10 protein-coding genes are annotated in these 11,789 nt (G+C 60.4%); 6 read left to right on the forward strand and 4 right to left on the reverse strand.

Going from position 1 to position 11,789, the window contains the following annotated elements:
* Nucleotides 1-32 precede the first annotated feature (32 nt).
* Complete coding sequence (locus CKW24_RS11955) at nucleotides 33-689, forward strand: thiopurine S-methyltransferase (RefSeq protein WP_095168126.1); 657 nt, start codon at nucleotides 33-35, stop codon at nucleotides 687-689.
* Nucleotides 690-800: 111 nt separating this feature from the next.
* Here the strand turns inward: CKW24_RS11955 and htpX are convergent, their stop codons facing one another.
* The gene (gene htpX, locus CKW24_RS11960) at nucleotides 801-1,688 is read right to left on the reverse strand and encodes a protease HtpX (RefSeq protein ID WP_095168127.1); all 888 of its coding nucleotides are present in this window, start codon (nucleotides 1,686-1,688) and stop codon (nucleotides 801-803) included.
* A 316-nt stretch (nucleotides 1,689-2,004) separates the two neighbouring features.
* On the reverse strand, nucleotides 2,005-3,216 hold the full coding sequence (locus CKW24_RS11965) for a pyridoxal phosphate-dependent aminotransferase (protein WP_095168129.1): 1,212 nt from the start codon (nucleotides 3,214-3,216) through the stop codon (nucleotides 2,005-2,007).
* 224 nt (nucleotides 3,217-3,440) lie between these two features.
* On the opposite strand from CKW24_RS11965, the gene msrB reads away from it, so the two are divergent.
* The 3 genes from msrB (at nucleotide 3,441) to CKW24_RS11980 (ending at nucleotide 4,933) form a co-directional block, all read left to right on the forward strand.
* Complete coding sequence (gene msrB / locus CKW24_RS11970) at nucleotides 3,441-3,836, forward strand: peptide-methionine (R)-S-oxide reductase MsrB (protein ID WP_095168131.1); 396 nt, start codon at nucleotides 3,441-3,443, stop codon at nucleotides 3,834-3,836.
* Between the two features lie 153 nt (nucleotides 3,837-3,989).
* Entirely contained in the window at nucleotides 3,990-4,475 is a 486-nt protein-coding gene (locus CKW24_RS11975) for a glutathione peroxidase (protein WP_095168133.1), read from the forward strand.
* The gene (locus CKW24_RS11980) at nucleotides 4,472-4,933 is read left to right on the forward strand and encodes a MarR family winged helix-turn-helix transcriptional regulator (RefSeq protein ID WP_095168135.1); all 462 of its coding nucleotides are present in this window, start codon (nucleotides 4,472-4,474) and stop codon (nucleotides 4,931-4,933) included. The genes CKW24_RS11975 and CKW24_RS11980 overlap by 4 nt, the downstream gene beginning before the upstream one ends.
* Here the strand turns inward: CKW24_RS11980 and CKW24_RS11985 are convergent.
* The gene (locus CKW24_RS11985) at nucleotides 4,917-7,238 is read right to left on the reverse strand and encodes a response regulator (protein WP_095168137.1); all 2,322 of its coding nucleotides are present in this window, start codon (nucleotides 7,236-7,238) and stop codon (nucleotides 4,917-4,919) included. The genes CKW24_RS11980 and CKW24_RS11985 overlap by 17 nt on opposite strands.
* A 164-nt stretch (nucleotides 7,239-7,402) precedes the next feature.
* Here CKW24_RS11985 and CKW24_RS11990 point away from each other — a divergent pair, with 164 nt between their 5' ends.
* On the forward strand, nucleotides 7,403-8,293 hold the full coding sequence (locus CKW24_RS11990; RefSeq protein WP_095168139.1) for an ATP-binding protein: 891 nt from the start codon (nucleotides 7,403-7,405) through the stop codon (nucleotides 8,291-8,293).
* The gene (locus CKW24_RS11995; RefSeq protein ID WP_095168141.1) at nucleotides 8,290-8,772 is read left to right on the forward strand and encodes a GAF domain-containing protein; all 483 of its coding nucleotides are present in this window, start codon (nucleotides 8,290-8,292) and stop codon (nucleotides 8,770-8,772) included. The genes CKW24_RS11990 and CKW24_RS11995 overlap by 4 nt, the downstream gene beginning before the upstream one ends.
* Here CKW24_RS11995 and CKW24_RS12000 read toward each other — a convergent pair whose 3' ends face one another.
* Nucleotides 8,773-11,721 carry an HD domain-containing phosphohydrolase gene (locus tag CKW24_RS12000; RefSeq protein WP_095168143.1) on the reverse strand — a complete coding sequence of 983 codons (2,949 nt, stop codon included), beginning with the start codon at nucleotides 11,719-11,721 and terminating at the stop codon, nucleotides 8,773-8,775.
* Nucleotides 11,722-11,789: the final 68 nt, after the last annotated feature.

An 11,789-nucleotide genomic window follows, 5' to 3' on the forward strand; every position in this document is an offset into this window, starting at 1 on the left:
AGAGCTTATTGATCGAATTTTCAGGGTGATTTATGCAGCCGGAGTTTTGGCACAAGAAGTGGGCTTCGAACCAGATCGGTTTTCACCTGCCGCAAGTCAATCCGTATTTGCAGCGGCACTGGCCGGAGCTGGCGATCCCTGCGCGGGTACGTGTGCTAGTCCCGTTGTGTGGCAAGAGCCTGGACCTGCTGTGGCTGGCAGGGCAGGGGCACCAGGTGCTCGGGATCGAACTTTCGCAAACGGCTGTCGAAGACTTTTTCAGCGAGCAGCAGTTAGCGCCAGAGGTAAGTGATGCGGGCGCGTTCAAGGTCTATCGTGCCGGGGCCATTGAGCTGTGGTGCGGCGATTTTTTTGCGCTGACGGCGCGCGATGTGGCTGATTGTGCTGCGCTGTACGATCGCGCGGCACTGATCGCCTTGCCGCCACCAATGCGCGAGCGTTATGGCGCGCATCTGCAGCAGATCTTGCCGGCCGAGTTGCGGGGGTTGCTGATTACTCTGGATTACGATCAGGCGCAGTTGCCAGGACCACCGTTTGCTGTGGAGGATAATGAGGTGCAGCGGTCTTGGGGATGCTTCTGGCGCCTGCACATGCTGCAGGAGCAGGATGTGCTGGGTGAGAGCTGGAAGTTCCTGCGGGCCGGGGTGACACGGCTTGTGGAGCGGGTGTACCGGATTTCCCCCCGTTAGTCCGCAGTTGCCTATGCCTGTCTCATCGCGCGTAGGCAGCAACTCCCCACTCAAGACATATAAAAAAGGCCCGCATCGCTGCGGGCCTTTTTTGTTGTTACGCCAGACGGATCAACCGCGACGACGCAGTGCGTCGATACGCTCTTCCAGCGGCGGGTGGCTCATGAACATGCGAGCGAACCCTTGCTTGAGGCCACCGTTGATGCCGAAGGCATTCAGGGTGTCCGGCATGTGCACCGGCAGGCCTTGCTCCGAGCGCAGGCGCTGCAGGGCGCCGATCATGGCACTGGTACCGGCCAGGCGGGCACCGGCTTCGTCCGCACGGAACTCACGTTTGCGCGAAAACCACATGACGATCGAGCTGGCCAGGAAGCCCAGGACCAATTCAGCGAAGATGGTCGCGATGTAGTAGGCGATGCCTTGGCCTTCTTCGTTCTTGAAGATCACCTTGTCGACAAAGTTGCCGATGATCCGCGCAAAGAACATCACGAAGGTGTTCACCACGCCCTGGACCAGCGCCAGAGTGACCATGTCACCGTTGGCCACGTGGCCGATCTCGTGGGCCAGGACCGCTTTCACTTCGTCCGGCGAGAAACGTTCGAGCAAGCCCTGGCTGACTGCGACCAGTGCATCGTTCTTGTTCCAACCGGTGGCAAACGCGTTGGCCTCGTAAGCCGGGAAAATACCGACTTCGGGCATCTTGATCCCGGCTTCGCGGGACAGTTGCTCAACGGTTTGCAGCAACCATTGTTCATGGCGAGTGCGCGGCTGGCTGATGATTTGGGTGCTGGTGCTCATCTTCGCCATCCACTTGGAGATGAACAGCGAGAACAGGGAACCGGCGAAACCAAAGACCGCACAGAAAATCAGCAGCTGATTGAGGTTGAGATCAACCCCGTTGGCCGCCATGAACCCGTTGAAGCCGAAAAGGCTCAGGGTGATGCTGGCAATCAGCACGACCGCCAGGTTAGTGGCCAAAAACAGCAGGATGCGCATCATGGTTGTAGAAATCTCCTCATGCTAAAGATGTAGCTTACTGCGGGGTATATAAGGTGCTGCACCGGGCTATTCAACCGGGTGACTATTTCAAACTGTGTCCTACAGCCAGATTCCACTAGGTTGCAGGACATTTCTGGTATTGCTTCAAGCAATATTGGGCCAGTTTTTTCCTGCGCAACGCCCGTGATTGTTGGCTTGCAGCCACAAGCGAGCGAGCGCCAGCACACAAGGGGCAGAGAGTAGTCGAAAGGCGGGGGGATATGTTGCTGAATCAATCACCGAGGACGGGTTGCTACCCGCCTCGGCGACAGGTCATTTACTGGCGATAGGATTTCAGGAAGTTACCGATCCGGCCGATGGCCATGTCCAGGTCGTCGAGGCGGGGCAGGGTCACGACACGGAAATGGTCGGGCCACGGCCAGTTGAATGCCGTGCCTTGCACCACCAGCAGTTTTTCCGAGAGCAGCAGGTCGAGCACGAATTTTTCGTCATTGTGGATCGGGCAGATTTTCGGATCGATCCGCGGGAAGGCGTACAGCGCGCCCATCGGCTTCACGCAACTGACTCCGGGAATGTCATTGAGCAGCTCCCAGGTGCGGTTGCGTTGTTCCAGCAACCGGCCCTGTGGCAGCACCAGGTCGTTGATGCTCTGGTAGCCACCCAGTGCCGTCTGGATCGCATGCTGGCTCGGCACGTTGGCACACAGGCGCATGTTGGCCAGCATGTCGATGCCTTCGATGTAGCTCTGGGCGTGTTGCTTGGGCCCGGAGATGGCGATCCAGCCGGAACGGAAACCCGCCACCCGGTAGGACTTGGACAGACCGTTGAAGGTCAGGCACAGCAGGTCCGGGGCCAGTGAGGCGGTGCAGATATGCACAGCATCGTCGTAGAGGATCTTGTCGTAGATCTCGTCGGAGAACACCACCAGGTTGTGCTGGCGCGCCAGTTCGAGCATGCCCAGCAGGACTTCGCGCGAGTACACCGCGCCGGTCGGGTTGTTCGGGTTGATGATCACCAGGGCTTTGGTGTTGGGGGTGATCTTGGCCTTGATGTCTGCCAGGTCAGGGAACCAGTCAGCTTGTTCGTCGCACAGGTAATGCACCGGGTTGCCGCCGGCCAGGCTTACCGCAGCCGTCCACAGCGGGTAATCGGGCGCCGGCACCAGCACTTCGTCGCCGTTGTTGAGCAAGGCCTGCATCGACATCACGATCAGCTCGGAAACGCCGTTGCCCAGGTAGATGTCCTCGATACCGACACCTTCGACCTGCTTCTGCTGGTAGTACTGCATGACGGCCTTGCGTGCGCTGAACAGGCCTTTGGAGTCGCTGTAGCCCTGGGCGGTCGGCAGGTTGCGGATAACGTCCTGGAGGATTTCATCAGGCGCTTCGAAACCAAAGGGCGCCGGGTTGCCGATGTTCAGCTTGAGGATGCGATGGCCTTCCTCTTCCAGGCGTTTGGCGTGCTTGAGCACCGGGCCGCGAATGTCATAACAGACGTTGGCGAGCTTGTTCGATTTGCTGACCTGCATGGCGATGTGTTCCCGAAAATGAACGATCCAGACGTTGTATGAACTACCGTACTGGGAATCCTGCGTTCTCACACGAGCCCGGCGCCTCGGAGCGGTGCACCAAAATCCGTTTGAATGCGTGTAACGCGGCTGCCAGACTGGCGTTTGACGAGGCGCAATCATACGTGCCGCCCGATCCGTGGAAAAGGTACAGATCGGGCTTTTTCAGTTGCTGAGGTAGGACAATGGAAAAGATCCAGAAAACCCTGGAAGAATGGCGGGCCATGCTCGATCCAGAGCAGTACAACGTGTGCCGTCTCAAGGGCACCGAGCGACCGTTCTCGGGCAAGTACAACGCGACGAAGACCGCGGGTGTCTATCATTGCATCTGCTGCAACGTGCCGCTGTTCGACTCCCGGGCAAAGTTCGACTCCGGCTGCGGCTGGCCAAGTTTCTACGAGCCGATCGGCGCGAGCGCCATGGTTGAGATCCGCGATGTCAGCCACGGCATGATCCGCACCGAAGTGGTCTGCGCCAAATGTGAGGCGCACCTGGGGCATGTGTTCCCGGATGGTCCGCCGCCTACCGGCCTGCGTTACTGCATCAACTCCGTGTGCCTGGACCTGGTGCCGCGCGACTGAGGCAGGTGCTGGCTGGCTGGCGAAGGTCTGGTGCAGGCAGCCAATCCCGTTAGCCAGCCGGTGCTCCCGGTCGGTTTTTCGGCCAATTAAGTTGCGCACAATTCAATTGCTCGCTATGTTTATTGTATCTGCCTATTATTCGGAGCCCGTCCCATGACCGACAACCTGCTCGACATCCCGTGTACCACGATCAAAGGGGAACAAAAGACCCTTGCCGATTACGCCGGCAAGGCGGTGCTGGTGGTCAACACAGCCAGCAAATGTGGCTTTACCCCGCAGTACAAGGGACTGGAAGCGTTGTGGCAGACCTACAAGGATCAAGGCTTGGTGGTGCTCGGTTTTCCCTGCAATCAGTTCGGCAAGCAGGAGCCGGGCAACGAGGGGGCAATCTCTGAGTTCTGCGAATTGAATTTCGGTGTCAGCTTTCCGCTGTTCAAAAAGATCGACGTCAATGGCAGCGACGCCCATCCGCTGTTTGTCCAGTTGAAGAAGCGCGCCCCCGGCGTGTTGGGGTCCCAGGGCATCAAATGGAACTTCACCAAATTCCTGATCGGTCAGGACGGCAAGCTGGTCAAGCGTTTTGCCCCCGCGACCAAGCCGCAAGACCTGACGCGCGAGATTGAAGCACTGCTCAAATGAATGATCTGTCCGTTGATTCTCTGGCACTGGATGACCAGCTCTGTTTCAAGCTGTACGCGGCCTCCAGGGCGGTGATCCGGGGCTACAAGCCCTTGCTCGAGCCCCTGGGCCTGACCTATCCGCAGTACCTGGTGATGCTGGTGTTATGGGAGTGGCAGCAGCAGCCGCCCGAGCAACCCACGGTCAAGGCGTTGGGCGAACGCCTGGCGCTGGATTCCGGAACCCTGACGCCCTTGCTCAAGCGCCTGCAGCAGATGCAGTTCGTCCAGCGCCAGCGCTCGGCCCGGGACGAGCGCGAAGTGCACCTGAGCTTGTCGCCAGCCGGTGTTGCCCTGCGTGAACAGGTGGGGCCGCTGAAGTCCAGATTATTGTGCGACAGCGGCTTCGACCTGCAGCAACTGACGCAATTGCGCGCGGGCCTCGATCAGTTGCTGGAGCAGATCAAGGGGCTTTCCTGAGCGGTATCCACAGGTCCAGCAGCGCGGCCAGTTCTTCGCGGCGAAAGGGCTTGGCCAGGTAATCGTTCATCCCGGCCGCGCGACAGCGCTCCCGTTCCTCGGGCATGGCATTGGCGGTCAAGGCGACGATCGGCAGGTCCGGCCAACGACCGCTGCGCCGGATGTGCCGGCTGGCTTCATAACCGTCCATGACCGGCATGTTGCAGTCCATCAGCACCAGGTCAAAGTGGCCGAGTTCCAGTTGGTCGAGCGCCTCGGCGCCGTGGGACACCACAATCACGTCGCTGCCCAGTTTGCTCAGCATGCCTTTGGCCACCAGCTGATTGACCGGGTTGTCTTCCACCAACAGGATTCGCCCCCGGCGTGGAGGTGACGGCGAGTGATCGGGCGTTGGGCTATCCCCAACGTGTTCCATGTTCAAGGCGCGACGCAAGGTCTGGTACAGCGCATTGCGCGCCAGTGGACGGGCCTGTTGCTGCAGAGGAGCAAGGGCGGCGCTTTCTTCGCTGGGCATGAAGTTGCCGTAGGCGGTCACCAGCAAGATCGGTGCGGCGAACCTCGAGCGCAATTCGAACAGGCAGGGTGGGCAGTCAGTAATCAGTACATCGGGGTCCAGGTCGTGCAGTGAGTCATCGAGGCTGCGCTGTTGGTAATCCAGGCCCCATCCGGGCAACAGGCTGCGCAACAGCTCGGCCAGGCCACTGCTGGCCGACGTGATGGCCACGACCTTGCCGTGCAGGCGAGCCGGCGGTGTGGCGCGAGTGTGCGCTGGCAGTGGCAGGTCGGCGCAGAACTGGCTGCCAAAACCCGACTCCGAACTGATGCTCAGTCGGCCCTGCATGGCGTTGCACAGGTTGAAGGTCAGGGCCAGCCCCAGCCCGGTGCCGCCGAACTGACGGGTAATGCCGGCGCCAGCCTGGGTAAAGGGTTGGAAGATCTTGACCTGGGCATCCTGGGCGATGCCGATACCGGTGTCGCAGACTTCGATCCTGACGCCATCCTCCCGTGTACAGAGGCGCACATCGACCCGGCCGAAACGAGTGAATTTGAGGGCGTTGGATAGCAGGTTACTGACGATTTGCCGAACCCGTGTCGGGTCGCCAATCACCTGGGCGGGAAACTGCGGATCGATCAGGCAGGTCAGCTCGACGCTGGGTGCAGCGTTCTGCGAGAGCAGGTTGGCGGTGTCTTCGATCAATGAGCCGAGGTCGAAGGGAATGTGTTCGAGTTCCAGTTGGCCGGCATCGAATTTCGACAGGTCGAGAATATCGTTGAGCAGTTCTACCAGCACTTTGCCGGAGTCGTGGGCAATCGCCAGTTGCTGGCGCTGCTCGGCATTCAACGGGCTGTCGAGGGACAAGGCGATCATGCCCAGCAGGCCGTTGAGGGGCGTGCGGATTTCATGGCTCATGTTGGCCAGGAACACCGAGCGCGCCTGCGCCATGTCCAAGGCTGTCTGGCGCGCGATCTGCAGTTCCTCGTTGGAGGCCGTCAGGCGCCGATTGATCGCTTTCAGCTCGGCGGTGCGCGACGAAACGATGGACTCCAGTTGCCCGAGGTAGTCAGTCAGGCGATTTTCGGCGGCGCGCCGCTGCTGGATTTCCGTGGTCATACTTTCGAACTGCTGGTTGGCCACCCTGACCAGCACCCCGATTTCATCGTTGTGATGGTGCACCGGGCATTCCAGCGGTGGTTGCTCGGCGATGCGCGGGTCACGCTCGCTCAGCTCGCGGATGACCCGTACCAGCGGCTTGGTCAGCATCACATAAAATAATGCCAGGAGAATGCCGCTGAGGATCAGGCTGCGGGCGAAACCGTTGAGCAGGGTGACTTCGGCCCGACGCAAGAAACGGCTGCCGAAGGCGTAGGTATCGACTTCCAGTGCCAGGGTACCAAGGGATTCATCGGGCAGGTGTTCGAGGAACAACCGCTCCTTGAACTGGCGATCGGCACCAAACAGGAAGTCACTGATCACTCGGTAGGTACTGGCCGAAGGGGCACGTTTGACATTGGCCAGCACGGTATTGTTATTGTCGGTCAGTTGCGCGCCAATCACCGCAGGTGAGCGCAACAGGCCAAGCGTCAACTCCTGGGCCAGTTCGGCGTCGATGTTGTAGGCGATCCGGGAGGCGGGACTGTGGCTGATTTCCAGCAGCGACAATATTTCCCGGTTGATGGAAGCATCTTCGCTGGCATAATCGATGCCTATCTGCAGCAGACTCAGCAGCATACCCAGGACAAAACCGACCAGCACGGTGAGCTTGGCTTGCTTGTAGGACAGGCGGTTGGTGAACTTGATATCCATTGGGTGCGCAGCCACTTTCGTTTCCCTTCTGGGCCAAGCATAGCTGATCGTTACCGGATTTTGCCGACGCGTGCAGCGCTCTGGCTCGCGACCCGGGACGGTGTCTGGCGCCAGGAACGGGTTGGTCTGCCCATCATTACTGTGAACTGCCTTGAGGAGAAGACGTGGACTCTCGATTGAATGCCTTTCTTGAACGCGCTGATGCGGTTCTGGCTCGTATCGAGCCGCTGCTGCCAGCGCCACGCAGTGCCATCGACTGGACACAATGCCTGGCTGCCCGCTGGCAGCGTGAGGGACGCAGCGGTTTTCTGCTGCCACTTGAGGTCAGCCTGGATATGCGCCTGAGCGACCTGATCGGGGTCGACAAGCAATTGGAACAGTTGGGCCGCAATACACGCCAGTTCCTCGATGGCATGCCTGCCAACCATGCCCTGCTCTGGGGCTCGCGAGGGACGGGCAAGTCTTCGCTGGTGCGCGCGCTGTTGGCCGAGCATGCCAAGGGCGGGCTGCGCTTGATCGAGATCGAGCGAGATCACCTGGCGGACTTGCCGCGGGTGGTCGAGCAGGTTGCCAAGCTGCCGCAACGCTTCGTGCTGTTTTGTGACGACCTGTCCTTCGAGGCGGGCGAGGGCGATTACCGAGTACTCAAGAGTGTGCTCGACGGCTCGCTGGAGCAGGCCCCGGACAATGTCCTGTTGTATGCCACCTCCAACCGGCGTCACCTGGTGCCGGAAAAGGAGAGCGATAACGAGAACTGGAAAAGGGTCGACGGTGAGCTGCACCCCAGTGAGGCGGTGGAGGACAAGATCGCGCTGTCGGATCGTTTTGGCCTGTGGCTGTCGTTCTACCCGTTTACCCAGGAGCACTTCCTCAACGTGGTCGAACACTGGGTCGGCGAGTTGGCCACCAAGGCCGGCCTGGCCTGGCAACGGGATGAAGAGCTGGAAATCCTCGCGGTGCGCTGGGCTACTGGCCGTGGTAACCGCAACGGGCGATGCGCCTATCAGTTCGCCCGCTATTGGGTCGGGCTCAAACTGTTGGAGCAGCAGGCATGATTGATTTGCAAAACAGCGGCGCAGGCCTGGAGGGTTATGGCCTGCTGTGCGCACAGCTGGAGTCGTTGCTGGCCGATGAGCGAGATTTTATTGCCAATGCCGCGCAGTTCTCGGCGTTCCTGTTCAATCAACTCGATGACCTGAACTGGGCCGGCTTCTACCTGAATCGCAATGAAGAGTTGGTGCTCGGGCCGTTCCAGGGCCAGATAGCCTGCGTGCGGATCCCCTTTGGTCGCGGTGTTTGTGGCGCTGCAGCGGCCACGCTGACCACCCAGCGCGTGGAGGATGTGCATGCGTTCGCCGGGCATATTGCCTGTGACAGCGCTTCGAACAGTGAGTTGGTGGTGCCACTGGTCAAGGACGGTCGACTGATCGGCGTGCTGGACCTGGATAGCCCGTCACTGGCGCGCTTCAGCGTCGCTGACCAGGCCGGTATCGAGCAACTGGCCGCGATCTTCCTGCGCCTGACCGACTGCTGATCAGCTAACCAGGCCTGCTTTGGCGAGCAGGCTTTGTCGGTCCACGGCATCGATTTGTACCGGGTCGAGGTATCTGTCGGCGTACTGCTGATAGATCTGTTCCTCGATAAACAGGGCAAACAGCTGCGGGTCGATATGGGCATCACGGCACATGAACGCCATGATGCCGAGAGCCTCACTGAGGGTCTTGGCCTTCTTGTAGGGGCGGTCTGCGGCAGTCAGCGCTTCGAAAATATCGGCAATCGCCATCATCCGCGCCGGCAGGCTCATCTGTTCCCGTGTGAGTCGTCTCGGATAGCCGGTGCCGTCCATTTTTTCGTGATGCCCGGCGGCAATTTCCATGACGTTGCTTAAGTGCCCGGGGAAGGGCAGGTGGCTGAGCATCAGGATCGTCTGCACCATGTGATGGTTGATGATGTAGCGCTCCTCGCAGGTCAGCGTGCCGCGGGTGATGCTCAGGTTGTACAGCTCGCCACGGTTGTATTTGTGCGGCGGAACGTCGAGTTTGAAGCCCCAGGGATTGTCCGCGGGCATTAGCTCTGCACTGTTGCGTTCGAACAGGTGTTCGGGCTTATCCGCCAGCAGCGGCTCGCTGACCGGCAGCACGGGAGTCGGGGTGCGAGCCTGGCGGCGGTTCTCCTCCCAGGACAGCCCCAGCCGGTCATCCAGCGTGCGGGTCCAGGTGCGTTGGGCAATGTTGTGCAGCCGTTGCAGGTCGCCTTCGACCATGGCCTCGCCCCCCAGGTTACTGCGGGCGACAAAGGCAAAGTCGTCGTCGAGGGCGGCGAGGCTGGCGTCGCGCGTTACAGCCAGTGTCTGCCCGTCGCCACCTTGGGCGAGCCCTTGCCAGTAGTCGATCCAGGCATCGCGCTTGAGTACTTCGAAGCGGGTGCGGATTTCATGCAGGCGGTCGGTGAGGGTCTCAAGCTTGGTGGCTTTGTCGACCACGTATTCAGGTGTGGTGACTTTTCCACAGTCGTGCAACCAGGCGGCAATGTGCAGCGCTTCCCATTCATCGTCGGTGGGGTTGTAGCGTTCGAATTCCGGGGCCCGGCTGGCGGCGGCGGCCTGGGCGAGCATCAGGGTCAGGGCGGGTACCCGCTGGCAGTGGCCGCCGGTATAGGGACTCTTGGCATCGATCGCTCCTGCCAACAACTGAATGAAGGCGTCCAGCAGCTGTTTTTGCTTGTGCTGCAGGCGCTGGCTTTCGATGCTCACGGCCGCAGCGCCGGAGACCGCCTGGATAAAGGCGATCCGGTCAGGGCGCAGCTTTTCGAGGTCCGCTTGCGCACCGCTGTCGGCCAGCAACAGGATCAGCACGCCGACGGTTTCGTTATGGCGATTGTGCAGGCGAATGCCGATCAGGTGCACGCTGGGGCACTGCAGCGCCAGCATTACACTTTGCAGATCGCCTGCCTGCTCGAATCCCAGAGTCGTCACCAGGGCGTTCTGGCTCGCCAGTGGGTGCAGCCAGGCAGGGGCCTGCGTGTCGTCAGGATCATGACTCTTGACGTTGAATGCCGAAAGGTCGCGTGATTCACCCTCGATGAACAAGCCATGGGGCTGGAGGCGGTTGCCTTCATTTTCCCGCAGGTATATCAGTCCCGCCTGGGCCTGGCCTATCTTCACGGTTTCCGCCAGGACTCGAAGCAGCAGCGGCTCGAAGCGGGTTTCCGCCGATAGGCTGTCGGTGATTTCAAAGAAGCTGGCCAGGGTCGCTTTCATGCGCGCCATGGAGACGCTGAGTTGGTCGACTTCCAGCACCGGCGAGCGGCGTGCAACCGGGTAGTTGAAATCAAAACTGCGAATCGCGTCGGCTTCCTGCACCAGAGCCCGTAATGGCTTGACCAGGATACGCGAGGTCAGCCAGCCCAGTGGCACACACAGTAACAAGATGGCCAGGGTCAGTAGGGCGCCCTGCCAGCGCATTCGATAGGCATCGACCAGCAACTCCTCTTCGGGAACCATCACTGCCAGGTTCAGTCCCCGCGGGCCACCTTCCTGGATGCTGCTGCGAGCAAAGATCCATTGGCGGTTGCCGACCTCCAGGCGATTGCCACTGGCCGGGTGCATAAACAGGGCTGCCAGGGCCGGGCTCAAGTCCTTGACCTTGGCCAGGTGGGCCTTTTGATCATCGATGATCAGCTTGCGGCTGTCGGGGTAGGCGACGGCATTGCCGTCGCCATCGAACAGCACGACTTCGGTGCCGGGTGTTACCTGGTGCTTGGCCAGGGTGGCGGACAGCTGGGCCAGGGTCAGGTCGGCGCCCACCACGGCATTGGGGCCGCTGTGGCGGGCGAGCGTCGTGCCGATGTTGTGGGTCGAAAAGAAGATGTAGGGTTCAGTGGTGATCTGTTCTTCGCTGCTGTTGGCCCGGTCGAACCAGGCCCGGGTGCGAGGGTCATAGGCCTCCTGCGGATTATCCAGGCGCCCGATCTGGTTCAGTGTCGCGTCATAGAACAGTGATTGTGAGCGGGTTTGCCCGGTGAGGCTGTCACGATCGATGCTCCAGACCTGAAAGGCGGCTGCATCAGGTGCCTGCAGGGTTTTTTTCAGGGCATCGCTGCGTAATGGACGGACCATGAAAAAATCGCCATCGGCATAACCGACGTACAGCGATGCCAGCTCGGTATTGTCCCTGAGGGATTGGCTGAAGGGTTTGAGCAGGGGCAGCCGGTGCGCCAGGTCTGTTCCCTGGATCGCGGCGCTTTCTGCCAACAGGCTGAGCAATCGTCGAATGGGCTGGTAGGTGGTTTGCAGGTCCCTGCGCACGTCCTGGTCTATGCGTTCGAACAGCTTCTCACTGCTGGAGAGGATGATCTCGGTGGTTTGTCGATAATTGAAAATACCCAGCACAACGCCCGTGAACAGCAGCAACAGGGTGAACATCACGCTGATATGCACGTGCAGCGGCAATCGGCGTTTGTCCGGGCGCGGTGGGCTGGGCATTGCAGGCTCTCCATAGTCGATACGCACGGCTCAGCCAACAAGCATAGTTAATGGCACAACGGTCTGCT

It is taken from the genome of Pseudomonas sp. Irchel 3H3 (assembly GCF_900187635.1).
Classification (GTDB): domain Bacteria; phylum Pseudomonadota; class Gammaproteobacteria; order Pseudomonadales; family Pseudomonadaceae; genus Aquipseudomonas.

What these genes read in the sequence shown, in the direction of transcription:
- CKW24_RS11985 (WP_095168137.1), bottom strand. Translation starts at nt 7,238, where the DNA reads ATGGATATCAAGTTCACCAACCGCCTGTCCTACAAGCAAGCCAAGCTC.
- msrB (WP_095168131.1), top strand. Translation starts at nt 3,441, where the DNA reads ATGGAAAAGATCCAGAAAACCCTGGAAGAATGGCGGGCCATGCTCGAT.
- CKW24_RS12000 (WP_095168143.1), bottom strand. Translation starts at nt 11,721, where the DNA reads ATGCCCAGCCCACCGCGCCCGGACAAACGCCGATTGCCGCTGCACGTG.
- CKW24_RS11975 (WP_095168133.1), top strand. Translation starts at nt 3,990, where the DNA reads ATGACCGACAACCTGCTCGACATCCCGTGTACCACGATCAAAGGGGAA.
- CKW24_RS11955 (WP_095168126.1), top strand. Translation starts at nt 33, where the DNA reads ATGCAGCCGGAGTTTTGGCACAAGAAGTGGGCTTCGAACCAGATCGGT.
- htpX (WP_095168127.1), bottom strand. Translation starts at nt 1,688, where the DNA reads ATGATGCGCATCCTGCTGTTTTTGGCCACTAACCTGGCGGTCGTGCTG.
- CKW24_RS11965 (WP_095168129.1), bottom strand. Translation starts at nt 3,216, where the DNA reads ATGCAGGTCAGCAAATCGAACAAGCTCGCCAACGTCTGTTATGACATT.
- CKW24_RS11995 (WP_095168141.1), top strand. Translation starts at nt 8,290, where the DNA reads ATGATTGATTTGCAAAACAGCGGCGCAGGCCTGGAGGGTTATGGCCTG.
- CKW24_RS11980 (WP_095168135.1), top strand. Translation starts at nt 4,472, where the DNA reads ATGAATGATCTGTCCGTTGATTCTCTGGCACTGGATGACCAGCTCTGT.